Below are 26248 nucleotides of genomic sequence, written 5' to 3'. Positions count from 1 at the left end.
TTCACCCGACATAGCCGGATGAAGGTGCCCCTCACTCATGTCCCGATGGGGTGAGGCGCGGGTCAGTCGCCTCTGGTCCGGGCGCGGACGTTGCGGACGGCGTTGGTGAGGAACGCGGTGAACACGATCGCCGCGACTCCCGCACCCGCGCCGCCGATCGAGATGATCAGCGCGGGCCAGTCCTTCTGCGGCAGGACGTCGGCCGACAGCTCGGTCGGTCCCGGCGGGGCGGGCGCCTTGCCCCACTCGGCGGGCACCACGTCGCTCAGCGCGGCCATCGGGTCGACCATCCCGTAGCCGACGATGTCGTTGCGTCCGCCGGTGCCGCCGGGGTGCAGCGCGGTGCTGGTGATCCGGTGCATGATCTGCTCGGCGGTGAGCTGCCTGCCCTGCTCCTGGAACTTCTGCTTGATGAGCAGCACGAGCCCGGACACGTACGGGGCGGCGAAGCTGGTCCCCTGGATCGGCGTCATCTGCCCGTCGGGGCCGGAGGAGATCTGGGTGGCCAGCCCATTGCCGCCGCGGCCCGGGTCCAGCGAGGTGATGTTCTCGCCGGGCGCGGCGACGTCGACCCACGGGCCCGGCACGGTGAACTCCGATGGCGCGCCCGCCTGGTTCACCGACGCCACGGTGAGCACGTACTCGTCGAACCACGCGGGCAGCACGGCGGTGCTGGGGCTGCCCGGGGAGTTCTTCTTGCACGCCTCGCTGACGTTGCCCGCCGCCGCGACCACGACGATGCCCGCGTCGTAGGCGCGCTTGACGGCGTTGTGCAGCATCTGGTTGTACTGCTCGCCGGGGTTGCTCGCCTGCTCCATCGGCTGGCAGGACGACTGCGAGATGTTGATGACCCCGACGTTCGCGTCCACCGCGGAGTTGATGGCCTCGGCCATCGTCTGGGTGTTGCCGATGGTCTGGTCGGTGTCGCTGACGTAGAGGTTGGACTGCTGCCGGATCGACAGGATCGACGCGTCCGGCGCGATGCCGACGAAGCCGACCTCGTCGTTCGTCGGTTGCCCGGCGATGAGTCCGGCCACGGCGGTGCCGTGGCCGTCGCAGTCCGTGGTGGCGCCGCCTTCGGGGACGCTGTTCTCCCCGGCGGCCACCCCACCGCCGAGCCAGGGGTGCTGGTTGACCCCGGTGTCGATCACCGCGGCCGTGTATCCGCCACCGGTCAGCCCTTGGACGTGTGCCTGCTCGTAGCCGAGCACCAGTTGCGCCCAGGGCTTCTCCTCGATGATGCCGCCACCGGGGTTGCCCTGCATGCAGCCCTGCCGCCGCTCGTACGGGAACGTCTCCAACGTGGAGTCGGCGGTGATGCCGGGAATCCGCGGTGGTGGGCCTTCGTAGCCCTGGGCCGCGGCGGGGCCCGCCGCGACGCCGAGGGTGAGGCCCGCCGCGGCGGTCAGCGCCAGACCGCGGCGGACCCTCGGGAGGGTAGAGCGCATCACGCCGCTCCTCAGAAGAAGTTGATGTTGAGGTCGCGGAGGGTCATGTAGAGGTCCATCACGGCCAGCGCCAGCGGCAGCACCAGGGCGATCAGGATCGCCTCGATGATGTCGACGGTGCGGCGCTGCACCGGCGAGAACCGCCGGTTCGGGAAGACCACGCCGAAGACGATCGCGAGCACGCCCAGCAGCAGCAGCGGCGGGAACGTCCACGCCACCGCGATCGGGGCGGTCGAGACCTGGATCAGCAGGCCGACGGTGACCCCGAGCGAGGCGAGCAAGCCGCTCATCAGCAGCGCGATCGCCTGGCTGCCGTTGGCGTAGTTGCGGCCGCGCAGCAGCAGCACCGCGGAGACCACGACGGCGAACACCGCGCCCCAGACGCCGGCCAGCGCCGAGACCATCGCGCCGATCGCCGCGACCACGCCGCAACCGATGATCAGCCCGGTCATGTACTGGTGCGCGAGCCCGGTCTGCCGCTCGATCTCCCGGTAGTCCGGGAAGCCGCTGTCCTCCTTGAGGTCCTCGGCGCTGCCCGGCACGTGCGGCAGCGGCAGTTTGGCGAGCTGGATGGTCAGCCGGGGCAGCAGCGAGATGCCCGCGAGGCCCACGGCGGCGGCACCGGCGGCGATGCCCGCGCCCGGCGTGTTCGGCATCAGGGTGGCGACCAGGAACGAGATGGTGCCGAACGTCGCGGCGGTGGCGGCGGCGATGAAGGTGATGATCCCGGCGCCGATGACCATGATGGACACCGCCGCGAAGATCAGCACCAGGGCGCTGCCCAGCAGCATCCGCGGTTCGGCCGCGTTGCCGGGCACGATGTTGAAGCCCGCCACGAAGGCCATCGGCAGTCCGCCCGCGGCGGCGATCACGGTGCCCGTGGTGGGCGCCGCGTAGGCCCGGGTGACGATCGAGCCGACGCCGGTGGCGAAGATCGCGACGACGGCCCCGACCACCGCGGCGATGATCTGGTAGACGATCGCCAGGGTGCTGTTCAGCCCGGGGTGCAGCATCCCGGCCGGTCCGGCCAGGCCGAGCCCGGCGGCGGCGGCGATCAGCGCCAGCGCACCGGCGGTGTGGCCGACCTTGGCGGCCGTCTCCTTGGTCCACGGGCGGTAGCTGCCCGGCTCCGCCTCGGCGAGCGCGTCGACCACGTCGTCGTAGAGCGGCGGCGGCGGGTCGTCCGATCGCCTGCGGAGCTGGAGCATGTCGCCGTCGACGATGCCCTGCGAGGCGAGCGTCTGGCTCGGGTCGAGCGGCTGGCTGGCGCCCAGCTTGGCCAGGGCCCAGCCGCCGTGGCGCGAACCGCCGTCCGGTTTGATCTCGCGCGCCATGTCGAGCAGCATCGGCAGCAGGTCAGCCACGGACACGTCCGCAGGCAGCGCCAGGTCGATGCGAGTTGTCGGTGCCACCACTGTCACGCGGCTGAACACCGTGGTCCCGGTCGCCACTTGGGCCCCCTACTCCCTTGGTCGATTGCCTTGCAACTTTCGGCTCGGCTCGATCCAACCAAGGCCGGTTTTTCTTCCGAAACCCACCCGCCCGGTCGGAGAGCGCCCCTAGTATGGCCGCACCGACCGCCGTGAGGTGATGGGTTTGGTGGAACTCGCACCGATCAATTCGCGACCGGCTCGCGCGAGCCGATCGGTGGTCGGGCGATCCGCTCCGCACCCCGCTGCGCGCGGCGACGTGGGCAGTGCGGAATGCTGCTCGCGGGAAGGCTCTTCGAGCACGTTCGACAGGGAAGGAAGCTGCGTCCGGTGAGCACGCTGCAGTTCAAGCGCACGCCACGCCTGGCCGCTCCCAGGCCACCGGGCGGGGAGGTGCACCTCGAACCACCGCCGGAGATCCCGAGGACGATCCCGGGCAACGTCGTCCAGAAGATCCTTCCGGGCGTCATGATCGTCGCTTCGCTGGGGATGATGGTCTTCATGCTCCAGCGGGCCCGGGACAACCCGATGATGATGATGATGCCCATGATGATGCTCATCTCCACCTTCGGGATGATCGCCGGCGGCGGCCAGAGCGGCGGTCAGCAGAAGGCCGAGATGAACGAGGACCGCAAGGACTACCTGCGGTACCTCGGGCAGATGCGGGATCGCGCGCGGGAGGCCGCCGACGAGCAGCGGCTGGCGCGCGAGTGGGTGCACCCGGACCCGCGGGCGCTGTGGTCGATCGCCACCAACACCCGCCGGATGTGGGAGCGCCGCCCCAACGACAACGACTTCTGCCAGGTCCGGGTCGGCCGCGGTTCGCAGCGGCTGGAGACCCGCCTGGTGCCGCCGCAGACCGGTCCGGTCGACGAGCTGGAGCCCATCACCACGCTGGCGCTGCGCCGCTTCGTCCGGGCCCACTCGCTGGTGCCGGACCTGCCGATCGCCACCTCGCTGCGCGGCTTCGCCGCGGTCGGGTTGCAGGGCGAGCGGGAGCTGGCCCGCGGGCTGGCCCGCGCCATGATCTGCCAGCTCGCCACCCTGCACACGCCGGAGGACGTGCTCATCGCGGTGGCCAGCAGCGGTCGCGCGCGCAGCGAGTGGGACTGGGTGAAGTGGTTGCCGCACGCCCAGCACCCGGAGGAGACCGACGGCATCGGTGCGATGCGCCTGATGTCCGGGTCGCTGCGCGCCATCGAGGAGATGCTCGGCGAGCAGCTCGCCGAACGCCCGCGCTTCCAGCGCAACGCCGCCCCGCCGGACGGCCAGCCGCACATCGTGATCATCATCGACGACGCGGAGATCAGCCGGGAGGAAGCGCTGATCGTGGAGGGCGGCCTGGCGGGCGTCACCATGATCGACGTGTCCGATCTGCTCGGCCAGCTCACCGCGCGGCGCGGGATGCGGATGGTCATCGAGGAGGACCGGATCGGTGCGCGCGGCGGCACCGGCGTCGAGTGGTTCGGCACGCCGGACTCGCTGAGCCTGGAGGAGGCGACCGCGCTGGCCCGCCAGCTCGCCCCGTACCGGGTGGCCGGCGGGGTGGCGGCCGACGTGGACTCCGGTGGCTACGAGCCGCTGACCACGCCGCTGAACTACGTCGAGCAGCTCGGCCTGGCCGGGGACGTGGTGACCTTCGACCTCAACGAGGCGTGGCGGCCCAAGCCCAAGGACGACCTGTACCGGGTCGCGATCGGCCCCGGCGAGACCGGCGAGATCGTGCACCTGGACATCAAGGAGACCGCGTCCGGCGGGATGGGCCCGCACGGCCTGTGCATCGGTGCGACCGGTTCCGGCAAGTCCGAGTTCCTGCGCACCATCGTGCTGGGGCTCATCGCCACCCACCCGTCGTCGATGCTCAACTTCGTGCTCGTCGACTTCAAGGGCGGTGCGACGTTCAACGGGTTCGACCCGGCGCCGCACGTGTCGGCCAACATCTCCAACCTCGGCGACGACGCCACGCTCATCGACCGGATGCAGGACGCCCTGGCCGGTGAGATGAACCGGCGCCAGGAGGTGCTGAACAAGGCGGGCGCGAAGAACGTCTGGGACTACCGCAAGCAGCACGAGGCCGGGGACGGGCGCGCGCCCGAGCCGATGCCCGCGCTGTTCGTGGTCATCGACGAGTTCTCCGAGCTGCTGTCGAAGAACCCGGACTTCATCGACCTGTTCAACGAGATCGGCCGGCTCGGCCGGTCGCTCCAGGTGCACCTGCTGCTGGCGTCCCAGCGGCTGGAGGAGGGCAAGCTGCGCGGCCTGGACGCGCACCTGTCGTACCGGATCGGTCTGAAGACCTTCAACGCCGCCGAGTCGCGCGCCGCGATCGGCCTGCCCGACGCCGCCGACCTACCGGCCACCGGTGGTCACGGCTTCCTCAAGCACCCGAACGGGATGGACCGGTTCCGCGCCGCCTACGTCTCCGGGTTCCTGCACCAGACCAGCGGTCGCCGCCCGGCGTCCCAGGGCGGTGCCTCCCCGGTGACCGGCGACAAGATGCCGCGCCTGTTCATCCCGGACTTCATCGAGAAGCCGCCGGAGCCGGAGGTCCCGGAGGTCGTGGAGGAGCCGGTCCAGGAGCGCAACGAGCTCGACCCGACCGACTTCCAGGTGGTCATCGACCGGGTGCACCAGGCCGGTGGCGCGCCGGCCCACCAGGTGTGGCTGCCGCCGCTGGACGCCCCGCCCACGCTGGACACCATGCTGCCGCCGATGCAGCAGACCGACGACCGCGGCTACACCGCGGCCGGGTACACCAACAGCGGACGGCTCCAGGTGCCGGTCGGCATCATCGACGTGCCCTACAAGCAGCGCCAGGACACGATGGTGCTGGACTTCAGCGGTGCCAACGGCCACGGCGCCGTGGTCGGCGGTCCGCAGACCGGCAAGTCCAACATGATGCGGACGCTGATCGGGTCGATGGCCACCACGCACACCCCGCAGGAGGTGCAGTTCTACTGCGTCGACCTCGGCGGTGGTTCGATGGCGGCGCTGCGGAACCTGCCGCACGTCGGCGGCTTCGGCGGTCGGCGCGATCCGGACACGGTGCGCCGCACGGTCGCCGAGATCAAGACGCTGATGGCCGAGCGGGAAGCCCGCTTCCAGCAGCACGGCGTCGAGGGCATGCAGGACTTCCGGGCCCGCAAGCGGCGCGGCGAGATGACCGAGGACCCGTACGGCGACGTCTTCCTGCTCATCGACGGGTGGCGGGCGTTCCGCGAGGACTTCGAGGCGATCGAGCCGGACGTGCTCAACATCGCCGCGCAGGGCCTCACCTTCGGCATCCACGTGGTCGTCTCGGCGAACCGGTGGGCGGAGATCCGCCCGGCGCTCAAGGACCTGCTGGGCACCCGGCTGGAGCTGCGGCTCGGTGACTCCAGCGAGTCGGAGATCGACCGCAAGATCGCCAAGAAGATCCCGGCCGGTCGGCCCGGTCGCGGGCTGCACCCCTCGGGGCTGCACTTCCTCACCGCGCTGCCCCGGGTGGACAGCGAGAACATCGGTGACCGGATCGGCCTGGAGGCGGAGCGGTTCGCCCGCGAGATGCGGGAGGCCGAGGAGGCCAAGGACGGCCGCGAGGTCGCGCCGCCCCGGATGGGCTGGGAGCTCTACAACGACGACCTGTCCACCGGTGTCTCCGACCTGGTCAACCGGGTCCGCAGCTCCTGGAAGGGACGTCCGGCGCCGCAGGTCCGCCTGCTGCCGGAGGTGCTGCCTGCCGAGCAGCTCCCCCGCCCGGAGCAGCAGCCCTACCCGAAGCTGGTGCCGATCGGCGTCAACGAGGACGGCCTCAACCCGGTCTACCTCAACTTCGCCGCGGAGCCGCACTTCTACGCCTTCGCCGAGCGCGAGGCGGGCAAGACGTCGCTGCTGCGCACCATCGTCCGGGGCATCACCGAGCGGTACACGCCGAAGGAAGCGCTCATCCTGCTGGTCGACTACCGGCGGACCATGCTCGGCTTCCTCAACACCGGTCACCTGATGGAGTACGCGGTCGGCGCCGACCAGCTCAAGAGCAACGTCAAGGACGTGTCGGCTGCGTTGAAGAACCGGCTGCCCGGCCCGAACGTCACCCAGGAGGAGCTCAAGAACCGCTCCTGGTGGAAGGGCCCGGAGCTGTTCGTCATCGTCGACGACTACGACCTGGTGGCGCCGCAGGGCAGCAACCCGCTGGCCCCGCTGGCGGACTTCGTCCCGCAGGCGGGCGACGTCGGTCTGCACATCGTCGTGGCGCGCAACTCCGGTGGTGCGCAGCGCTCGCTGTTCGAACCGATCATCGGCAAGATGCGCGAGGTCTCCACCCCGGGCCTGGCGATGAGCGCGAACAAGGACGACGGCCAGCTCGTCGGCAACATCAAGTCGCGGCAGCTCCCGCCGGGACGCGGTGTGCTGCTGAGCCGCCAGTTCAAGGAAGGTCCGCAGACGATCCAGACGGCGTTCCTGCCGCCGGAGTGATCTCCGCACCGCGAAGCCTCCCCCGCCACCCGGCGGGGGAGGCTTCGTCGTTCCGGGGACCGAGACGGCGTACGCGGCCGGTCAGCCGCGGTGCGTGCCCGGCGCGCGACGGTGCAGCCGGGCACGAACGGGTCGAACCTGTGCAACGCCCCCCCGGGCCGGACGTGCGGCTCTGCGTTCCCGCCGGCGCCCGGGAATCGCTGCGCGCCGACGACGGCCTTGTGCGGAAGAACCCGCCTCGGAGCGGAGCAGGGCCGACGGGCCGCGTGCTCGGGCGGGGAGCCGCGCGCCGTCCTCGCCTGCGCGTGCCACCGCTGGCCGCATTCCTGGACCGCGATACCTGACGCACCCGGGGAGCACCGGGTGCACGACGGAGCTGTGCGGCGACCGGGCCAGGCCATCACCGTCGCCCTCGTCGAGATCCCGCCCGATCACGGACCCCGCGTCCGGCGGCCACCCGATCCGTGCGGCACCCGAGGCCGCGTCCGCACCGTGTTGGTCCGCCCGCGCCGTGGTGGGACCGACGCGCCCTCCGCGTCACGGGGCCGCGTCGTCGGGACCCGCGTTCGCGATGGCGATCAGGCCGTCGATGGTCTCCGCCGTGATCGGCACGCCGCCGTATCCAGGAAGCCGTCCGATCGGGAACGACTCCATCAGCTGCATCATCGTCGTGTCCTGGAGCACGTTCTCGATTTCGGGCATCTGCCCGGCCATCTCCGCGAGCGCTCGTTGCACGAGCTGCGCGGCGAAGGGATCCGCCAGCACCTCGCCGAGCGAGGAATCCCGCGTGAACACCGGCCGCGCGGAGTCACCGTCGATCGCGACGCTCGTGCGGGAGCGGACGTCGCGGCTGGAGGCTCCGACCTCGAGCACGTACTCCCCGCCCTCGACGCGCCAGCGATCGAGCCGCGCGTCCCACACCGCGAGGTCCGCGCGATCGATGACGAGTTCGACCTCGACCGTCTGGCCAGAGGGAATCCCTACGCTGCGGAACGCCTTCAGCTCGCGCGGTGGCCGCACCGCTCGAGACCCCGGAAGCGACGTGTAGACCTGCACGACCTCGCTCCCGTCGCGGTCGCCCTCGTTCGTCACGGGCACGCGCACGACCACGTCGTCGCCTCGCAGGTGCGTCCCGGCCTCCCCATAGCGGAAGTGCGTGAAGGAGAGTCCGTGCCCGAAGGGGAAGGCCGGCCCGATGCGCCGCGCATCGTGCCAGCGATAGCCCACGAGGAGGCCCTCCCCGTAGACGACGTGGCCGTCCTCGCCGGGGAAGTTGCCGAACGACGCCGTGTCCTCCAGTCGGTGCGGCACGGTTTCCGCGAGGCGTCCCGAGGGGTTGACGACGCCGAACAGGACGTCCGCAGTGGCCCCGCCGCCGGCTTGCCCGAGCAGTGAACCGTCGACGATCGCCGGGACGTCGTCGGCGAACGGCAGGGTGACGACTCCGCCGTGCGAGAGGACGACGACCGTGCGCGGGTTCGCCGCGCGCACCTCCTCGAGCAGCGCGAGCTGCTCGGCGGGCAGGTCGAGGTGGCGCCGGTCGAACCCCTCGGACTCCTCTTCGTCCGGGAGCCCGAGAAAGACGACCGCGACCTCGGCATCCGCCGCGACGCGTCCGGCCTCGGCGCGCAGTTCGCCCGCGTCGCGTGCCGAGTCCGCTGATCCGCGCAGCGCGAACCCAGGCGCATAGGTGACCTCGCCCGCTGCGACCGCGCGAAATTCGTCGAGAGCGTTGTCGAGTCGCGTGGGGACGATGCGCGAGGAACCCGCGCCCTGGTATCGCGGGCGCTCCGCGAACGCACCGATGACGGCGATCCGGTCGGTCGTCCGCAGCGGAAGCAGGTCGGCGTCGTTCTTCAACAGCACGATGCACCGCGCGGCGGCCTCGCGCGCGAGCAGGTGATGGGCGTCGACGTCGATCGGCGCCGCGCTCGGTCGTCTGCCCGCCCGGCGCACGAGGTCGAGCACCCGGCCGGCCGCAGCGTCGAGCGCCTCCTGCGTGACGCCGCCGGCATCGACGGCCGCGACGATCCGGGCGTCCGCGTGCCCGTTGCCTCCCGGCATCTCGAGATCGAGTCCGGCGGCAAGGGCCGCGACCCGGTCGTCGACGGCGCCCCAGTCGCTGACGACGAGTCCGTCGAAACCCCATTCGTCCCGCAGCACGTCGGTGAGCAGCCAGCGGTTCTTCGAGGCGTAGATCCCGTTGATGCGGTTGTACGAGCACATCACCGTCCAAGGCCGTGCCTGCCGCACCACGTGTTCGAATGCGCGCAGGTAGATCTCGCGCAGCGGGCGCGGCGCGATGTCCGCCGAGACGCGCATTCGATCGGTCTCCTGGTTGTTCGCCGCGAAGTGCTTGAGCGACGCACCGACCCCGGCCGACTGGATCCCCTCGACCATGGCCGCCCCGAGTGCGCCGGTCACGAGCGGGTCCTCCGAGAGATACTCGAAGTTGCGCCCGCACAGCGGTGATCGCTTGATGTTGATGCCCGGTCCGAGGACGACGGCGACGTCCTCCGCGGCGGCTTCCTCGCCGATCGCCTGTCCGACGCGGCGGAGGAGATCGACGTCGAAGCTGGCGCCGAGCGCGACGGCAGGCGGGTAGCACGTGGCCGGGTTGCTGTCGCCGAGGCCGAGGTGATCGCCGCCGACGGACTGCTTGCGCAAACCGTGCGGGCCGTCGGTCATCATCACGGACTCGACGCCGACGCGGGGGATCGACGTCGTGTGCCAGACATCTGCGCCGCTGGTGAGCGAGGCCTTCTCGGTCAGCGTGAGGTCCACCGAGGTGATCGGTGTGCGGGGCGTCACATCTCCTCCTGGGGGCTGGTGGTGCCCGAGGTCATCGGACGGATCGGATCGGGAGCACGCAGAGGGCGCCGAGAACGGCCAGCACCGATGCGGCGGGGAACAGCCAGACGTAACCGAAGGCGAGGACGAGACCGCCGGCAATGGCGGGAGCGAGGCTTTGCGGCAGCGTGATGGCCATGTTGACGATGCCGAGGTCCTTGCCGAAGGTCTCCGCGCTCGGCAGCACCTCGGACATGAGCACCGCGTCGACGGATTGGAACACCCCGTAGGCGAGTCCGCCGACGGCGAAGGTCAGGAGCACGCCGGTCGTGGTGGGCATCACGACGGGAATGACCATGGCGGCGCCGAAGACCACGCCCGAGATCACGATGAAGATCTTGCGCCGCCCGATCCGGTCGGACAGCGGGCCGCTGAGAGCGGTCGCGAGCACGGACCCGGGTGCCGCGGCGACCGCCATCAAGGGCACCGCGGCCGTCGCTCGCGCGGTTCCGAGGCCGATGTAGTCGGCGAGCACGTACAGCAGGTAGCCGCCGGCGACGATGTAGTACGCGAGGTTCAGCAGGAATCTGCCCGTGAATCCCCAGAAGAAGTCGGGATGGTGCAGCGGGTTCACCCAGAACGTCCGGACGAGGCCCCGCCACGAGAAGCGCTGCGGTTCGAGCCCGAGGCTCGAGCGGTCGCGGTTCGCGGTGTTGAACGCGACGAACATCACGACGCCGGCAACGGCGAGGACGACGTAGGCGAGAGGGATGGTTCCGCTGAGCGTCGCCCCGAAGAACTGCCCGCCCAGCATGCCGACGAGCGTGCCGAGGCCGCTCAGCGCCGAGAAGCTGCCGCGGGCCAGTCGCGGAATCCGGTCCGGCATGACGGCGGCGAGCGGCGACTGAGCGAAGTTGTACGCGATCGACACCGCCACCCACAGCACGGCGATTCCCACGAGGGTCGTCTGGAGTCCGAGCGCGATGAGCAGCACCCCGCCGACCGCGCTGCCGCCGACCATCCAGGGCGCACGACGCCCGAAACGGGATCGGGTGCGGTCCGAGAGCAGCCCGGCGACCGGCTGCGCGAGCATCGACACGACAGCTCCGAGCGTCGTGACGATCGCGAGGTTCGCGACCTTGTTCACCGGATCGACGTGCTCGACATGCAGCGCCAGGAGGATCCCGGGCACGGCTCCCCAGATGGCGAAGAGGGCCGCGTAGGTCGGGGCCAGCCACATCAGCAGTCGCCGCAACGGTCCGCGAATCCGGACGGGGCCCGCGGAGGAGCCGTCGAGCATGGGCTCGGGGCCCTGCTGCGATGTCGTCTTCGACATGGGCTCTCATCCCCCGATCGGGCCGTCTAGCGAAAACAGTCTGTCCGTCTGTTTTCCTTCTGGCAAGAGTCGGGTTTACTGCGGTCATGGCGAAGAGGGGCTCGTACGCGAAGAGCGCGGTGCGCCGGGATGAGATCCTGCGGCACGCACTCGCCGTCGTCGACGAGGAGGGATACGCCGCTGCGTCGGTCACGCGCATCGCGGAGGCGGCTGGGATCAGCAAGACCGGCGTGCTGCACCACTTCGGCACGAGGGAGAACCTGCTCACCGAGGTGCTGCGCTTGCGCGACGAACTCGATGCCGTCGAGTTCGAGCGTCCGCACCCGAGCCTGTCGGACGTCGAGGACGCCTACTTGCGCGTCATCGGGAGGAACACGCGCATCCCGGGCATGGTCGAGCTGTTCACCCGGCTGTCGGTCGAGGCCACCAATCCGGAGCACCCCGCGCACGACTTCTTCCTCCGCCGGGAGAAGGTGATCGGGGCCGGAATCTCGGAGACGGTGTCGCGCGTGCTCGATGAGCGGGGCGTGACGGACGTGGACCCCGACGTCGTCGCCCTCATCGTCCTCGCGGTCACCGACGGTTTGCAGCAGCGGTGGCTCGTTGATCGGAGCGTCGACATGACGGCAGCCGTCGGGACGCTCTTCCGGATCTTCGACGCCGCGCTCACGCGTGCGGCGCCTCCCGATGACCACGGAGCCGACACGTGAGGCGTGCCCGGGGAGGAGCGCGAAGTCCTTGCCGCCGCCGCTCGTGGCGGGCGCGTGGTGCCGCTGGCATCACGCGCCCGCCGTCGACGGGCGAGCCGGAGCTCACCCCGCCGGGTCAGGAGACGGACTCGATGTCCGACTTCTTCACGTAGACCCAGCGGTGGTTGTAGGAGATCGGGACGAACTCCTGGTCACCGTTGATCAGCGTGTGGTTGTTCGGGTCGTCGACGCCGTCGTAGCTGGCGTAGTAGTCGAACGACTCGATCGCGGGCTGGGCCACGTAGCGCTGCCCGGCCGGGAGCTCGTACGGCAGCGCCTCCAGCGTCTGCGGCTCGATGCCCTCCGGGTACGCCCCTGGTTCCGGCAGCGCGCGGCCGTAGACCGGGATGCCGTCCCGCTTCGGCTGCACCAGTTCGGCGTCCTCGGCCGGGGTGGTGTTCTTGCCGCCCGGGTCGCGCAGCCAGGCCTTCTTGCCGTCGAACCAGATCGCCAACCAGTCACCGGAGCGCTCGGCCACCGCGTACTGCCTGCCGTGGGTCGCCTTGTTGCCCCAGTCGCCGATCCAGGTGCTGCCCGGAGCGCCGTCCGGGTGCACCACCTCCGAGGTCAGCAGCGGCGCGTCCGCGCGCGGTTCGGTGCGCAGGGGCAGGAAGTTCGCGCCCTGCTCGGGCAGGAGCTCGCACTTGCCGTCCGTGCAGGTCGTCACCTCGGGGCGGTTGGTGTCGAAGTCGGGGGAGATCGTCACGGCCCGGTTCCCGCCGGTGCCCTCCTCCGCCGGAGCGCCGATCAGCTCCATGTAGCGGTCCCAGTCCCAGTAGGGACCCGGGTCGTAGTGCTCCAGGCCCGCCTTCGCCGGGGTTTCGGCGCTGACTTCGTCGTGCCCGATGATGTGCTCGCGGTCCAGCGGGATGTCGTACTTGTCCGCCAGGTGCCGCACCAGCTTCGCCGAGGAGCGGTACATCTTCTCCGTGTACCAGGTCCCGCCTTCGGCGGCCCAGCCCTCGTGCTCGATGCCGATGGAGGTGATGTTGCGGTCCCAGCTGCCGGCCTGCCACGCCATGTCCTTGGTGGGGATCATCTGCGTGATCTGGCCGTCGGAGGAGCGGACCACGTAGTGCGCGGCGCTCCCGCTGGCCGGGTTCTGGAACGCCGAGATCGTCGCCTGGTACGACAGTTCGGTGTCGTGGATGACGATCGAGTCGATGCGGGCGTCGTTCGGGCGGTCGGCGGTGTCGTAGTTGCCGTAGCCGCCGGCCGGGTTCTCCGGGTCGGTCGGCGCGTACGCCGCCGGGATGTAGCGGCAGTCCAGCTCGCTCGGGCACTCCGCCTTCGGCTTGGTGTCCTCGTCCTCGTTGCGCGCGGCCTGCCGGTTCGCGGTCCGCGCCTGGGCGAGCCCGGTGCCGGTGAGGTCGCGGTCCATGGTCACGTCGGTGACCTTGGGGAAGGCGAGCTCCTGCCCGGTGGACGTGGTGCGCTTGCGACCCTGCCCGAGCACGTCGTAGACGTCGTCGGCGAACGACCGCGCGCCGCTGGCCCGCGGGCTGCCGCTGAGCTCGGCGACCGCGGGGTACCAGCCGCCGATGGTCTCCGGGAGGTTCCCGTCGCCGAGTTCCCTGGCGTTGTCGGCGAGCAGCGCGGCACCGGCGCGGATGTTCTGCGCCATGTCCCGCTTGACCTGCTCCGCCGGGACGTCGATCAGCTCGGCGGCTTCCACCAGGGTGTGCAGCCGCGGGTTGTCCACCGCGAGCCCGATCAGCTTGGGGTTGTCGGCGCGCAGCTGCTCGGGGTCCACATCGGTCAGGTGCATCGGGCCGTAGCCGCCTGCCGTGCTCTGCTCGCCGCCGTGGTCTTCCCACCTGGTGAGCTGGAACGAGACCGCCATGAGGAGCTGGGTCGGCACGTCGAACTCGTCGGCGGCGGACTCGAACGCGCGCTGCTCGACGGTGTGCGGGGCGAGCGGGGTCCGCGGCTCGGCGGACGCGGCTGGGGCGACGCCGGCCAGCAGGCCGGTGGCGATCGCCGTCGCCACCACCGGACGCGTCCAGCGCCGTCTGTTCGTTCTCAAGTTGGCCACCTCGTGATTCGCTTGTGGTTGCCCGGTTTGCCGCGCGCAGGGGCAGCGGGGTCTCGCGCTGGCGGTCGCTGCGCGCACTGCTCGGCCGCGCGGACGGGTCGACGACGCGCGGGAGCCTCCGGTCGTGACGAATTCCGGTGCATCTCCGGGCCGGTGCCGAGCCTATCCATCCGAACGGGTGATGGTGTCCGGGTTCGTCGGGTCCTCCGGCGATGCTCGGGAATTCCCTCACCAACCGGCGCTGCTCCACCGCGGACGCGGAGTCCGCTCCGCAGGCCTCCGGGCGGCGCCGGTGGACCCCGGTTGGCGGCCGGTGCGGGCGACGTGCGGCAATGGCGGGGTGATGCAGCGGAAGCACATGGTGTTCGTCGTCGTGGTCCTCGTCGTGCTGCTGGTGCTGGCGGCGGCCTCCCAGGCGTTGTGGGTGTTCTTCGACTGGCTGGGCTGATTCACGCCTCCCGGCGGTGCCGACCGGCGCGCGTCCGGCGGCACACCGGGCAGGCCAGGCGGGGCGGGGACTCGGCCGCGACGCGGGCGATGAGCAGCGCAGCGGGGTGCACCACCTCGGCGGCGGGCTCGGCCCGCGCCTCGACCTCCCGCATCGCGCCGTCCAGCAGCGCGAGCCCCAGCAGGCACAGCACCACCAGGTTCACGCTCAGGACCCAGACCACGGCACCGTTCCTCCCCGCAACCCCGCGGCGATGAGCCGCCAGCACTCCATGCACGACGCCTCCCGGATCCAGTCCAGCTCGGTCCGGTCGTGCAGCTCCGCGGCAGCCGCCAACGCCCCGCAGAACGCCGTCACCTCGTCCTCCCGCGGACGCTCCCGATCCCCAGCGGCGAACGCATGCCGCCCACCGCTCACCGGCCGCCACACGTACGTCAAGTAAGGCGTCATAGGTGCCTCGATTCTTTCGGATGCCAACTTGTGACAAGCCTTGCCAATTCTGTGTGGCGGATCAACTACCTGATCAGGCGAAAGACTTCGCAAGAACCTCATGTTCGTAAGCTCTCCCCATGTCGGAGACTCCGAGAGCACGTGCGCTTGCCAAGGAGTTGCGCGCAGCGCGGCAAGCAACAGGGATGACCATGCGGCAGCTCGGTGATGCCCTGGGATGGTCGGAAGCGAAGATCAGCAGGCTGGAGACCGCCCAGCGCGGGATCAAGGAAGCGTCCGTGGTCGCGATCCTCGACGCGCTGGAGATTGAGGGCGAAGCCCGGAACCGACTGCTGAAGATGGCTCGCGAGATCGACCAGCCAGCTTGGTGGGAGCTGGGGCAGGACCTGCACCACCAGACCATCGCGTTCATCGACGCCGAGCAACGAGCTGTCCGGATCACGGAGGTGGCTCTCAGCCTGATCCCGGGCCTTCTCCAAACGCGCGCCTACAGTCGAGCCGTCATGGAGTCGGCCGGAGTGGACCAGGACGAGGCGAGTGATCTGGTATCCATCCGCCAGGTTCGGCAAGGTGTCCTCGGCAAGCGGGAACCAGCCCACCTGCGGTGCTTCATAGACGAAGCTGCGCTCTTCCGCCCCGTCGGTGGCCACCGCGTCATGGCGGAGCAACTGCGCGCCTTGATATCTGCCAGCGCGGATGCCCAGATCAGCGTGCGGGTCATTCCGCTGGCGCGTGGCGCGCACGCTGGGCTGGGTGGCACCTTCGTGCTGTTCGAGTTCGTCAAGGCGCGCCCGGTCGCGTACGTGGAAGCGCGCAGCTCGGGCGCCTTCTTGGACCAGGAAGAGGATGTTGCTCTCTTCTTCGATGCCGTAGAACGGATCGTGGACGTTTCCGCACCAGAGGCGGAATCGGTCGCACTGCTCGAACGCTATGCGGAGCTGCACGAGAGGGAAGCGGGATGACAAGCGGTTTAGCTGGCTGGAAGGTGTCGACGTACAGCGGGCCGCAGGTGAACTGCGTCGAGGTGGGCACCGCACCCGGCGTCGTCGGCGTCCGCGACTCGAAGGACCGCGACGGGGCGGTCCTTGTCTTCGACCGGCAGCGCTGGTCCCGCTTCGTCGCAGCGCTGCGTGATCACCAGGCGTAGGGGAGAGCGCGCCGGTGTGGTGTGACGACATCGGTGGTGTGGCGTTCGTGAATCTTGTCCGCGTTGAGCACCTCAACCGGTATGCTCAGCGGCCGTGATCGTCGCCGAACGAGGCGCGACGATCACCGTCCGTTTGAGGGGGTGGGCGATGACGACGGGCATGGAAGGCTTCGCCGCAGGCGCGGGCGCGCTCGCGGGGCGCGCGCAAGGGCTGCGTGCTGCCGTGGACTCAGGCCAGCTCGTAATGGACGCGGAAGCGGCCGAACGAGTCGCGAAGGTCTACGAAGACAAGGCCGAGTCCCTGGGCGACCTGATCTCGGACAGTCAGCGATTGGTGCGCAGGTCGGTCTACGGGGACTGCAGGATCGGCAGTCAACTGGAGCAGAAGTTCAACGAGAAGGTCAACGGGGCGTCGGGCAGTCCTGACGCGGGTCTGACGCCGATCCTGCGGCGTATGGAACAGACCCTGCGGTCCATGGCGCAGGCTTACCGGGACGCTGCACGCGATACGCAGAGCAATGACGAGGAACAGGCTCGTCAGCTTGGACGGAGCATTTGATCTGATGGCGACTATGCGCATCCAGAAAGTCTCGATCACGCTCACCGCTGCTGCGGCTGGGCTGCTGCTCGCCGGGTGTTCCGGCGGCAGTTCCGCTCCGGAAGGCAACCCCCCTTCGTCTGAAGCGACGAACGTGCTTCAGAACTTCGACCCGTGCACCGTGTTGACGCCTGAAGAGATCCAGTCGTTCGGCGCTTCACCGGAGGGTGAGCCCAGCGATCTCGGACTCGGGGAGACCGGATGTGACTTCGATGGCGAGGTCTTCGACTTCGGAATCCTGAAGGCGCCGGAGAGCGACCAAGCTTACTGGGAAGGTCAGAAGAACAACTTCGACCGTTTCGAGCCCAACCAGGTCGGTTCTCACGCTGGGTTCTCCGGAATTTCCACTGGCGGCGCAGGCCAAGGTGTGTGCAGCCAGATGATGTATGTGGGTAGCGGCACGGTGACCGTGGACGTGACGTATCGATCCGACACCATGGCCGGTGCCGATCCCTGCGCGAAAGCGATGGAGATCGCCCAGGCCGTTGAGCCGAAACTGCCGCAGTAGGTACGGGCATGCGTACCAAACGAGTCTTCGGGTTAGCGGTGGCCGCTACGGCCGGATTGCTGCTAGCGGGCTGTGGAGGGGGACAGAGCGCTGAACCGTCAGCGGCGCCGCCTCCGGCGAAGGACGTGTTCCAGAACTTCGATCCATGTGCAGCGCTCTCGCCTGAAGAGATCCAGTCATTCGGCGCAAGTCCGGAACCAATCCCCAATGACCTTGGCATTGGCGAGGCTGGATGTGATTACCAAGGCGAGGGGCTCATCTTCGGTGTGCTGGAGGCGCCGGAGAATGACAAGGCGTATTGGGAAGGTCAGCGCGGCCAGTTCGACTCGTTCGTTCCAAACCAAGTGGGCACACACGAAGGGTTCGTCGGGATCGTGCTCGGCGGTACGGGGCAGGGCGTGTGTCGCCAGATGATGTACGTCGGCTCTGGTTCCGTGATCGTGGACATCACGCTGAGCTCGAACGCCATCGAGGGGCGCGACCCTTGTGCTGAGGCGATGAAGATCGCTGAAGTCGTCGAAACGAGATTGCCCGCGTAAGGGTCTGTTGAGGGGGTAGCAGGACGTGGGGAACTGGTTCACCGACGGCGTTGACTACGTCTCGGACAAGGTCGACGCCGTCACCGGCGCGGTGCACGACATCTACGCTTCCGCCACCGGTGGGGAGACCAACGCGCAGGAGGCGCAGCGGCAGGCTCGGGAGGAAGCCGCGCAGGCGGCGCGTCAGGAGCAGGCCGCCCTGGCTCGCGAGCAGCGTGGACTGGGTGTCGAGGCTTACGACCCCGCGTCGATCACGCAGCACGACAACTGGAACGACTGGGACCAGGCTCGGCTGGCCAACCAGCTCAAGCCGTCGCTCAAGGTCGAGGACATCAACGCTTCCGGGAAGGCGTGGGAGAAGCTCGGCGCGGATATCGCCGAGATCTTCGGCGACCTGGACAGCCAGGCCCGTGCTGCCGCTGGGGACGGCATGCGCGGGGAGGCGGCCGAGGCCGGGTTCACCGCTGCGAAGCCGTTGCAGGACTGGGGGCGGTCGTTCGGCGATGCGGTGAAGGCGACCGGGCTGAAGATCCAGGAAGCCGGGGTCACCGCGGAGCAGACGAAGGCGGCGCTGCTGCCGCCGCCGGAGCCGAGCACGGCTCGGGCGGTGATCACGGGCGCGGGTTCCATGATGACCGGCGGGATGATGGGCACCGCCGATGCGGCGCTCCAGATGCGGGAGCGGATGGAGGCCGACAAGCAGGCCCGCGCCATCGTGCAGAACGTCTACGGCCCCGGGTACGAGGCCGTGGACCAGAGCACGCCGACGTTCCCGCCGCCGGTGAACCCGCTGAACCCGCCGCCTCCGCCGCCTTCGGCGACGGATCGCTCGTCGATCCCCGGCGGCCAGCAGCCCAGCGCGCTCGGCACGAATCCCGGTGGTGGCGGCAGCGTTGGTTCCGTGCCGGGTGGTGGCGGTGGTGGTGGCGGGTTCTCCGCCACGCCGAACGTTCCGGCGCAGAGCAGTTCGGCGTGGGCTACCCCGCCGAGCACCCCTGGGCCCGGGTACGCACCAACCCCGGGCTCGCCTGCGCCGACGCCCGGCGGGCCGGGGTACGGCGCGGTCGGTCCGATGCCGCCCGGTGGTCCCGGTGGCGCTCGGCCGGGTTCCGGTGCGGGCGGCGGACGTGGTCCCGGTGGTGCTGCCGGGGCGCGCGGCGGTGCCGGTGGCGCCGGTGGTGCTCGCGGGCTCGGCGCCGGGCCCGGGGCCGGGGCGGCGCCGGGTGCCGGTGGTCGGGCCGGGATCGGTGGCGTCGGCGGTGCGGGCGCGGCCGGGGCCGGTGGTGCCGCCGCCGGTGGCGCCGGTGGTGCCGGTGGGCGCGGTGGGATGGCCGGTGGCATGGGCGCCGGTGCCGGGCAGCGCGGCCAGGGCCAGGAGGACGAGGAGCACCAGCGGCCCGGCTGGTTGGAGGAGCAGGACGACGTGTGGCTCGACGAGATGCCCAAGACCGCGCCGCCGGTTTTCGGGGCGTGACGCCGATGCGCTGGTTGCTGCCCCCGCTGTGGTTCGACCTGTGCTGGGAGCTCGGGCGGTTCGACGAGCAACCGTTCCCGCTCGCGGTGCGTTCGCACGGCGCGACGTTGGAGGAGCGCGCCGCCCTCCTCCAGCGCACGCTGCCGGAGCTGCGCGCCGCGGGGCTGGTCGACGGCTCGGCGCTGGACCCGGCGTTCGCCCGCGCGCTCGACCGCATCTCCAAGCCGAGCCTGTGGATCGAGGGCATCTGGATGCCCGACGCCGAATCGGAGTCGCCCGCGCGGCTGCTGTCGGTCGCCACCGAGGACGGCGCGGTGGTCGTCGAGCAGTTCCCCGGCGAGACCGAGCAGTTCGGCGGTGACGTGCGGATCACCGAGCACCCGCGGACCTCGCTGGCGGCCGCCGCGGTGCAGGGGATGCCGCCCGCGCCACCGGGCACCAAGCCGCGGGTCGCGGTGCCGCTCAGCGCGCTCGGACCGCAGGAGGAGCGGGACTTCAGCGAGCTCGACGTGATGAGCTCCGGTCCGCAGGGCCTGGAACGCGAGGTGCGGGAGCTGCGCCGGTTCGTCGACGCACCCCACCTCCGGGACGGCCAGTTCACCGCCAACCACCGCGACCGGCTCGGCCGCGCGCACCGCTCCCCGGTGTTGCAGTGGTTCGACGCCTTCGAACCGGACGGCCGCTACGGGCTCACCGGCACCGGGACGGAACTGGTGCTGGCCCCGCTGGGCCCGGCCGAGATCGGCCGCGCGCTGGACAACCGGGTCCAGGAGGTCCGCGCCGCGGGCGGGTAACCCTTTCGATATCTGGGTGAGGGGCCCCTCGTCCCAGTATCTTGGGCGGGGGTGCCCCTCACCTCGCCGGGCGGGCGCGGGACCGTGCGGGCACCCGCACCCGTGCCTCTAGGGTGCTCGGGGAGCCGGCGCGAGGCGGTCCGGCTCGCGGACGTCCCGGATCGCGCCGACGGTGAAGGAGTTCTGGGTGTCGCTGCACGTCTCGATCGACTTCGGCACGTCGAGCACGTGCACGGTGGTCTCGGTGGGCGGTGGTGAACCGCAGGTCGTCGTGATCGACGGCCAGCCGCTGGTGCCCTCGGCCGTGTTCGCCGCCGCCGACGGCACGCTGTTCGTCGGCCACGAGGCCGAACGGCAGGCCGCCGTCGACCCGTCGCGGTTCGAGCCGCACCCCAAGCGCCGCATCGACGAGGGCGAGCTGCTGCTGGGCAGCAGCGTGCTCAAGGTCGCCGAGGTGGTGCGCTCGGTGCTGCGGCGCGCGGTCGACGAGGCCCGCCGGTACGCCGGCGGCGCGGTGGTCGACCTGCTGGTGCTGACCCACCCGGCAGACTGGGGCGCGCTGCGCGCCGGGGAGCTGCGCGGTGCCGCCGCCGGGCTGGCCAAGGAAGTCGTCCTGGTGCCCGAACCGGTGGCCGCCGCGGTGTTCCACTCGGCGGGCAACGGCCTGGCCGAGGGCGCCGCGCTGGCCGTCCTCGACCTCGGCGGCGGCACCGTGGACGCGAGCGTGGTGCGCAAGCAGGGCGCCCGGTTCCAGGTGCTCGCCACCAAGGGCGATCCGAACTTCGGTGGCGCCGACATCGACCAGGCGCTGCTGGAGCACATCGGCGGTGTCGTCGCGGGCGCCGACCCGGAGGCGTGGCGGCGGCTCGTCGAGGGCCGCGACATGGCCGACCGGCGCCGCCGCCGGGTGCTGCGCCAGGACGTGCGCGGTGCCAAGGAGACGCTGTCCCGGCACACCTACACCGACGTGCCGATGCCGCCGCCGTTCTCCGACGCCCACGTCACCCGCGCCGACCTCGAAGCGCTCATCGCCGAACCGCTGTCCCGGGCCGCCGACCTGGTGCTCGCCGTGCTCCGCGACGGCGGGGTGCCGCGCGGTCAGCTCTCCGGGGTGTTCCTGGTCGGCGGGTCGAGCCGGATCCCGCTGGTGTCCCGGCTGCTGCACGAGCGCACCGGGGTGGTGCCGACCACGCTGGACCAGCCGGAGACCGTGGTGGCCCGCGGCGCGCTGCGCGCCGTGCGGCTGGACCCGGACCGCACCGGCGGGCTGGCGCCCGCGGGCGGGTACTCCGGTCCCGCGGTGCGGCGTCCCCCGGAGCAGGACCCGCTCAGCACCGCCTCCACCATCGTGATCGGCGCGACCGACCGGACGCGCCCGGTGGCGCTGCCCGCGGCGCCGCGACGGACGCGCCGGGGCCCGCTGCTCGTCGGCGCGGGCGCGGCGGCCCTGGTGGTGGCCGGGGTGGTCGCCGCGCTGCTGCTGTTCGACGGCGGCGGCGCGGCCGAGGACAGCAGGCAGGCGCGGGCGTTCAACTACGCCTTCTCGCACCCGGCCGACTGGCGGTCGGCCGAGGGCGACCGGGACAACTGGGAGACCCTGCTGACCCCGGTCGAGGCCACGCCCGGCGCGGTGATCTCGGTGCAGCAGGGCGGGCTGACCTACAACGCCGAGGCCGGCCGGGACCGGGCCGTGCAGGAGCTGCGCACCCAGTACGAGGGCCTGGTCTCCGCGGGCCGGCCGTTCAGCCATTTCGACCCCGACGCCAGTTTCAGCGGACGCGACGTGGTGTTCTACCAGCAGCGGTTGGACGGGCGGACCGTCAATTGGTACGTCCTGCACGAAGGACGATTCCGCATCAGCGTCGGATGCCAACGGGGTGCCGCGGAAAAGGACGCGGTGCTGCGCGCCTGCGAACAGGTCGTCGCAACGATGAAGGTGCGGTGAATTCCGGGGCCGGGCGGCGCCCCGGAATCGCCGGTGAGGAGGCGCGGTCGTGGAACGGGAAGAATCCATCCGGAGATTGCGGGCGGCGCTGACCGACGCGGTCGGACGCGGGCGGCGGGCGCGCACCGACGCGCACCGGCACGCCGAGGAATTCCGGCAGCGCACCGGGGAGCTCGCGCGGGAGGCGCCCGGCGGCGGCGGGGACCACGCCGCGGCGGCGGCCGACTACCGGCGGCGCGCCGGACTGCCGGTCGAGGAGTTCCCGGAGAAAGTTGCGGAAACGTCCGAAGCGACTCCGGAATCGCCGGAGCACACGTCTTCGGACGGCAGCGACCTCGACTTTTCGCAAGCGCGAATCATGCGATGACCTGCGGTTCCCGCGTTCCGCGTTCACAACAGCAACGGGTTGCGGGGAAAACCGGGACAGGGTGGAACCGGGCGTGGCAATGTCTGCGTCGCAGGGTTCGAGTCGAGCACGAACGAAGGGGGTCAACCCGAGATGAGCGGTTTCGGTACCGACGCGCAGTTGATGGAGCAGGCCGCGGGGCAGGTCGAAGAGGTCAAGAACAACGTGGAGACCGCGGTCAACCAGCTCCAGTCCAACCTGGAGCCCGTGCTGGCCGGCTGGAAGGGCCAGGCGTCCGACGTCTTCCGCAAGCTGACCGACCAGTTCCACGAGAACGCCAAGGTCATCAACCAGCGCCTGCAGGAGATCAGCGACAACATCCGCAGCTCCGGCCAGGACTACGTCCAGCAGCAGGAGGAGAGCGCCCAGGAGATCTCCAAGATCGAGGGCCTGCTCAACGGCTGATCCAGCCGGTCACCACTTTTCTCCACTGATCACGACACCACCTGAGGGGACGACAATGGGTGAGATCAAGGTTGACTTCGGGCAGCTGAGCCAGGCTGCCGACGACTTGGGCCAGACGGCCACCAAGATCCAGTCCGAGCTGGACGAGCTCGAGCAGATGCTCAAGCCGCTGGTCGAGACCTGGGACGGTGCCGCCAAGGAGGCCTACTACGCCGCGCAGCGCGAGTGGGACCAGGCCGCCAAGAACATGCAGGAGATCACCGCCAAGATGGGCCTGGCCGTCGGTGCGGCCAACGAGTCCTACCAGGCCGGTGAGAAGCGCAACGCCCAGCGCTTTGGCGGCTGAGACCGCTCCCGGTCCGCAGCACACCCGGCCCCGGCCTCGCGCCGGGGCCGTCGTGCTGCTCGGGGCCCTCGCGCAGGGGGTGGCGGGGCCGTCCCGGGGCGGCCGAGTACCATGAGGTGGGCGAAATGGCCCTGGTCGGCAGCGCGGGCAACGGCGGCGTCCGGTAAGTCGGACCCGTTTTGACCGGGCTGAAGGCCACCAAGTACCCTGATTCTTTGTTGTGCGGTGCGCGACTGCGGCATGCGCCCGAGGACCGCGAGGGATGGCGGTCCCGGCGGTGCTGGCGGATGTGCGACTCCCGGACGGATCCGCGGTAGTCGACCAGCGTGATCGAGGCGGGCTCCGCACTGAGATTCCGACGCGAACGACGAGGTAGATCCGTGCGCACGTACAGCCCGAAGCCCGGCGAGGTGACCCGCGCCTGGCATGTGATCGACGCCGAGGATGTGGTGCTCGGCCGGTTGGCGACGGAGGCCGCGACGCTGCTGCGCGGCAAGCACAAGCCGATGTACGCCCCCACATGGACGTCGGCGACTTCGTCGTGATCGTCAACGCCGAGAAGGTCGCCCTGACCGGCAACAAGCGGGAGCAGGCCTTCCACTACCGGCACAGCGGTTACCCCGGCGGTCTGCGCAAGCAGTCCTTCGGCCAGGTGCTGCAGAGCCACCCCGAGCGGCTGCTCGAGAAGGCGATCAAGGGCATGCTGCCGAAGAACAAGCTCGGCCGCGCCATGAGCAAGAAGCTCAAGGTCTACGCGGGTCCGAACCACCCGCACGAGGCCCAGAACCCGCAGCCGTTCGAGATCAACGCGAAGGTCGAGAAGTGACTGACGAACTCCAGGAAGAGACCGTGACCGCGCCGGCTCCGGAGGAGACCGCGCCCGCTCCGGAGGACTACGTCGCCGAGGACGTGGCCCCGATGCCGATCGGCCAGCCGGTGCAGACCGTGGGCCGTCGCAAGCAGGCCATCGCCCGGGTCCGGCTGGTCCCCGGCAACGGCAACTTCAAGCTCAACGGCAAGACCCTCGAGGGGTACTTCCCGAACAAGGTCCACCAGCAGCTCATCAAGGAGCCGATGGTGACCGTCGAGCGCCTCGAGAACTTCGACGTGATCGGCAACCTCTCCGGCGGCGGCCCCTCCGGTCAGGCCGGTGCGCTGCGCATGGCCATCGCCCGCGCGCTCGCCAGCTACGACCTGGACGACCGCCCGGCGCTGAAGAAGGCCGGGATGCTCACCCGCGACTCGCGGGAGAAGGAGCGCAAGAAGTACGGCCTCAAGAAGGCCCGCAAGGCGCCGCAGTTCAGCAAGCGCTGATCTCGCTGCCGAGGGCTCGCGCGGAGAGGGCGGAGCCTGCGCGCGGCGATGCGCTGCGCGATCGCCGGTCGCCGCGGCTCCGCTGCGACACCTCCCTCCGCCGTGCGGTTCGTCCACCTGGACGCCGCTCACGACGGCAGCCCTGCACCGCGTGAGCCCTTACCATCCGCGGGAGTGGTCCCTCGCCCATCGGGCGCCGGACCGCTCCCGCGGATGTCGTATACGCCCGTGCGGGCTGAGGAGGAGCTGCTGCTGATGTCCCGGTTGTTCGGCACCGACGGGGTCCGCGGTCTGGCCAACGCCGACCTGACCCCCGAACTCGCGATGTCCATCGCCGCCTCGGCGGCCCGCGTCCTCTACGACCGGGACGGTTCCCAGCGGCGGCGGGTGGCCCTCGTCGGCCGCGACCCCCGGGCCAGCGGCGAGATGCTGGAGGCCGCCGTCACCGCCGGGCTGGCCTCCGCCGGTGCCGACGTGCTGCGGGTCGGCGTGCTGCCCACGCCCGCCATCGCCTACCTGGTCGCCGACCAGGGTGCCGACCTGGGCGTGATGATCTCCGCCTCGCACAACCCGATGCCCGACAACGGGATCAAGCTGTTCGCCGCCGGGGGGCACAAGCTGCCCGACGCGGTGGAGGACGAGATCGCCGCGCGCCTCGACGAGGCGGTGGACCGGCCCACGGGGGCGCAGGTCGGCCGGGTCCGGGACGTCTCCGACTCGGTGCAGCGCTACGTCGATCACCTGCTGGTGGCCACGCCGCAGCCGCTGGACGGCCTGCGCGTCGTGGTGGACTGCGCCAACGGCGCCGCCGCCGCGGCCGCCCCGGAGGCCTACCGCCGGGCCGGGGCCGAGGTCATCGCGCTGCACGCCGATCCGGACGGGATCAACATCAACGACGGCGTCGGCTCCACCCACATCGACGTGCTCCAGCGCGCGGTCGTCGAGCACGGCGCCGACCTGGGCATCGCCCACGACGGCGACGCCGACCGCTGCCTCGCGGTGGACCACAGCGGCACCGTCGTCGACGGCGACCAGATCCTGGCGATCCTGGCGGTGGCCATGCACGAGGCCGGCGAGCTGGTGGACAAGACGCTGGTCGCGACCGTGATGAGCAACCTCGGCCTGCACCTGGCGATGCAGGACCACGGCATCCAGGTGCGGACGACCGCGGTCGGCGACCGGTACGTGCTGGAGGAGCTGCGCTCCGGCGGGTTCTCGCTGGGCGGCGAGCAGTCGGGCCACGTGGTGCTGCCCGGCCACGCCACCACCGGCGACGGGCTGCTCACCGCGTTGCGCCTGATGGGCCGGGTCGCGGGCTCCGGGACCTCGCTGGCGTCGCTGGCGAAGGTGATGCGCCGGCTGCCGCAGGTCCTGGTCAACGTGCGGGTCCACGACAAGGCCGCGGTCGCGGTCGCCCCGGAGGTCGCCGAGGCGGTGGCCGCGGTCGAGGCCGAGCTGGGCGCCACCGGTCGCGTGCTGCTGCGTCCCTCCGGGACCGAGCAACTCGTCCGGGTGATGGTCGAGGCGCCCGCCGAGGACACCGCGCAGGCGGCCGCGCAGCGACTCGCCGAGGTCGTTGCCGCGATCCGGTGATTCTTGTGATCTAGGTCTCCGGTCGGCGAGATCTGTGA

22 protein-coding genes and 1 pseudogene are annotated in these 26248 nt (G+C 70.8%); 16 read left to right on the top strand and 7 right to left on the bottom strand.

Features of this window, described 5'->3' with window-relative positions; all coding sequences use genetic code 11:
* Positions 1-62: 62 nt before the first annotated feature.
* On the bottom strand, positions 63-1448 hold the full coding sequence (gene mycP, locus ACQP0T_RS25200) for a type VII secretion-associated serine protease mycosin (RefSeq protein ID WP_433870285.1): 1386 nt from the start codon (positions 1446-1448) through the stop codon (positions 63-65).
* An 11-nt stretch (positions 1449-1459) separates the two neighbouring features.
* Positions 1460-2899: a type VII secretion integral membrane protein EccD gene (eccD, locus tag ACQP0T_RS25195; RefSeq protein ID WP_433870284.1), complete on the bottom strand. Its 1440-nt coding sequence runs from the start codon at positions 2897-2899 to the stop codon at positions 1460-1462.
* 309 nt (positions 2900-3208) lie between these two features.
* Between eccD and eccCa the strand changes: the two genes are divergently transcribed.
* The gene (gene eccCa, locus ACQP0T_RS25190; protein WP_433870283.1) at positions 3209-7333 is read left to right on the top strand and encodes a type VII secretion protein EccCa; all 4125 of its coding nucleotides are present in this window, start codon (positions 3209-3211) and stop codon (positions 7331-7333) included.
* A 537-nt stretch (positions 7334-7870) separates the two neighbouring features.
* Here the strand turns inward: eccCa and ACQP0T_RS25185 are convergent.
* Entirely contained in the window at positions 7871-10144 is a 2274-nt protein-coding gene (locus ACQP0T_RS25185; protein ID WP_433870282.1) for a glycoside hydrolase family 3 C-terminal domain-containing protein, read from the bottom strand.
* Positions 10145-10175: 31 nt separating this feature from the next.
* The gene (locus ACQP0T_RS25180) at positions 10176-11459 is read right to left on the bottom strand and encodes an MFS transporter (RefSeq protein ID WP_433870281.1); all 1284 of its coding nucleotides are present in this window, start codon (positions 11457-11459) and stop codon (positions 10176-10178) included.
* Between ACQP0T_RS25180 and ACQP0T_RS25175 the strand changes: the two genes are divergently transcribed.
* Positions 11444-12169 (top strand): TetR/AcrR family transcriptional regulator, encoded by a 726-nt coding sequence (locus ACQP0T_RS25175; protein WP_433870280.1) that lies wholly within the window; start codon positions 11444-11446, stop codon positions 12167-12169. The two genes, ACQP0T_RS25180 and ACQP0T_RS25175, sit on opposite strands and share 16 nt — an antisense overlap.
* 115 nt (positions 12170-12284) lie before the next feature.
* Here ACQP0T_RS25175 and ACQP0T_RS25170 read toward each other — a convergent pair whose 3' ends face one another.
* The 3 genes from ACQP0T_RS25170 to ACQP0T_RS25160 all read right to left on the bottom strand — a co-directional run bounded on the left by ACQP0T_RS25170 (position 12285) and on the right by ACQP0T_RS25160 (position 15048).
* On the bottom strand, positions 12285-14234 hold the full coding sequence (locus ACQP0T_RS25170) for an N-acetylmuramoyl-L-alanine amidase (RefSeq protein WP_433870279.1): 1950 nt from the start codon (positions 14232-14234) through the stop codon (positions 12285-12287).
* Between the two features lie 458 nt (positions 14235-14692).
* Positions 14693-14914, bottom strand: coding sequence for a hypothetical protein (locus tag ACQP0T_RS25165; RefSeq protein ID WP_433870278.1), 222 nt, complete (start codon positions 14912-14914; stop codon positions 14693-14695).
* Positions 14899-15048 carry a hypothetical protein gene (locus ACQP0T_RS25160; RefSeq protein WP_433870277.1) on the bottom strand — a complete coding sequence of 50 codons (150 nt, stop codon included), beginning with the start codon at positions 15046-15048 and terminating at the stop codon, positions 14899-14901. Before ACQP0T_RS25160 ends, ACQP0T_RS25165 begins: the two co-directional genes overlap by 16 nt.
* Before the next feature lie 212 nt (positions 15049-15260).
* On the opposite strand from ACQP0T_RS25160, the gene ACQP0T_RS25155 reads away from it, so the two are divergent.
* The 14 genes and pseudogenes from ACQP0T_RS25155 (at position 15261) to glmM (ending at position 26210) form a co-directional block, all read left to right on the top strand.
* Positions 15261-16103 (top strand): helix-turn-helix domain-containing protein, encoded by an 843-nt coding sequence (locus ACQP0T_RS25155; RefSeq protein ID WP_433870276.1) that lies wholly within the window; start codon positions 15261-15263, stop codon positions 16101-16103.
* A 23-nt stretch (positions 16104-16126) separates the two neighbouring features.
* The gene (locus ACQP0T_RS25150; protein WP_433870275.1) at positions 16127-16288 is read left to right on the top strand and encodes a DUF397 domain-containing protein; all 162 of its coding nucleotides are present in this window, start codon (positions 16127-16129) and stop codon (positions 16286-16288) included.
* Positions 16289-16382: 94 nt separating this feature from the next.
* Positions 16383-16847, top strand: a complete 465-nt coding sequence (locus ACQP0T_RS25145; RefSeq protein ID WP_433870274.1) for a hypothetical protein — start codon at positions 16383-16385, stop codon at positions 16845-16847.
* The gene (locus ACQP0T_RS25140) at positions 16831-17394 is read left to right on the top strand and encodes a DUF3558 family protein (protein WP_433870273.1); all 564 of its coding nucleotides are present in this window, start codon (positions 16831-16833) and stop codon (positions 17392-17394) included. Before ACQP0T_RS25145 ends, ACQP0T_RS25140 begins: the two co-directional genes overlap by 17 nt.
* 8 nt (positions 17395-17402) lie before the next feature.
* The gene (locus ACQP0T_RS25135) at positions 17403-17933 is read left to right on the top strand and encodes a DUF3558 family protein (RefSeq protein ID WP_433870272.1); all 531 of its coding nucleotides are present in this window, start codon (positions 17403-17405) and stop codon (positions 17931-17933) included.
* 25 nt (positions 17934-17958) lie between these two features.
* On the top strand, positions 17959-19407 hold the full coding sequence (locus tag ACQP0T_RS25130; RefSeq protein ID WP_433870271.1) for a hypothetical protein: 1449 nt from the start codon (positions 17959-17961) through the stop codon (positions 19405-19407).
* 5 nt (positions 19408-19412) lie between these two features.
* Positions 19413-20201, top strand: a complete 789-nt coding sequence (locus ACQP0T_RS25125) for an ESX secretion-associated protein EspG (RefSeq protein ID WP_433870270.1) — start codon at positions 19413-19415, stop codon at positions 20199-20201.
* A 187-nt stretch (positions 20202-20388) separates the two neighbouring features.
* Positions 20389-22146 carry a type VII secretion-associated protein gene (locus ACQP0T_RS25120; protein WP_433870269.1) on the top strand — a complete coding sequence of 586 codons (1758 nt, stop codon included), beginning with the start codon at positions 20389-20391 and terminating at the stop codon, positions 22144-22146.
* Between the two features lie 49 nt (positions 22147-22195).
* Positions 22196-22513 carry a hypothetical protein gene (locus ACQP0T_RS25115; protein ID WP_433870268.1) on the top strand — a complete coding sequence of 106 codons (318 nt, stop codon included), beginning with the start codon at positions 22196-22198 and terminating at the stop codon, positions 22511-22513.
* A gap of 132 nt (positions 22514-22645) precedes the next feature.
* The gene (locus ACQP0T_RS25110) at positions 22646-22957 is read left to right on the top strand and encodes a WXG100 family type VII secretion target (RefSeq protein WP_345357740.1); all 312 of its coding nucleotides are present in this window, start codon (positions 22646-22648) and stop codon (positions 22955-22957) included.
* 55 nt (positions 22958-23012) lie between these two features.
* On the top strand, positions 23013-23303 hold the full coding sequence (locus ACQP0T_RS25105) for a WXG100 family type VII secretion target (RefSeq protein ID WP_433870267.1): 291 nt from the start codon (positions 23013-23015) through the stop codon (positions 23301-23303).
* Positions 23304-23683: 380 nt separating this feature from the next.
* Positions 23684-24129: pseudogene (gene rplM, locus ACQP0T_RS25100) on the top strand (50S ribosomal protein L13).
* Between the two features lie 23 nt (positions 24130-24152).
* The gene (rpsI, locus tag ACQP0T_RS25095) at positions 24153-24617 is read left to right on the top strand and encodes a 30S ribosomal protein S9 (protein ID WP_433873840.1); all 465 of its coding nucleotides are present in this window, start codon (positions 24153-24155) and stop codon (positions 24615-24617) included.
* 255 nt (positions 24618-24872) lie between these two features.
* A complete protein-coding gene (gene glmM / locus ACQP0T_RS25090; protein WP_433873839.1) occupies positions 24873-26210 on the top strand; it encodes a phosphoglucosamine mutase in 1338 nt (445 codons plus the stop codon).
* The last annotated feature ends 38 nt before the right edge of the window (positions 26211-26248 follow it).

The sequence above is a fragment of the Saccharopolyspora sp. CA-218241 genome, assembly GCF_050954615.1.
Lineage (GTDB): Bacteria > Actinomycetota > Actinomycetes > Mycobacteriales > Pseudonocardiaceae > Saccharopolyspora > Saccharopolyspora cebuensis.
This window is presented reverse-complemented; position numbering and strand designations above follow the sequence as displayed.

What these genes read in the sequence shown, in the direction of transcription:
- mycP (WP_433870285.1), bottom strand. Translation starts at nt 1,448, where the DNA reads ATGCGCTCTACCCTCCCGAGGGTCCGCCGCGGTCTGGCGCTGACCGCC.
- ACQP0T_RS25125 (WP_433870270.1), top strand. Translation starts at nt 19,413, where the DNA reads ATGCGCTGGTTGCTGCCCCCGCTGTGGTTCGACCTGTGCTGGGAGCTC.
- ACQP0T_RS25155 (WP_433870276.1), top strand. Translation starts at nt 15,261, where the DNA reads ATGTCGGAGACTCCGAGAGCACGTGCGCTTGCCAAGGAGTTGCGCGCA.
- ACQP0T_RS25135 (WP_433870272.1), top strand. Translation starts at nt 17,403, where the DNA reads ATGCGTACCAAACGAGTCTTCGGGTTAGCGGTGGCCGCTACGGCCGGA.
- ACQP0T_RS25110 (WP_345357740.1), top strand. Translation starts at nt 22,646, where the DNA reads ATGAGCGGTTTCGGTACCGACGCGCAGTTGATGGAGCAGGCCGCGGGG.
- ACQP0T_RS25180 (WP_433870281.1), bottom strand. Translation starts at nt 11,459, where the DNA reads ATGTCGAAGACGACATCGCAGCAGGGCCCCGAGCCCATGCTCGACGGC.
- glmM (WP_433873839.1), top strand. Translation starts at nt 24,873, where the DNA reads ATGTCCCGGTTGTTCGGCACCGACGGGGTCCGCGGTCTGGCCAACGCC.
- ACQP0T_RS25105 (WP_433870267.1), top strand. Translation starts at nt 23,013, where the DNA reads ATGGGTGAGATCAAGGTTGACTTCGGGCAGCTGAGCCAGGCTGCCGAC.
- ACQP0T_RS25175 (WP_433870280.1), top strand. Translation starts at nt 11,444, where the DNA reads ATGTCGTCTTCGACATGGGCTCTCATCCCCCGATCGGGCCGTCTAGCG.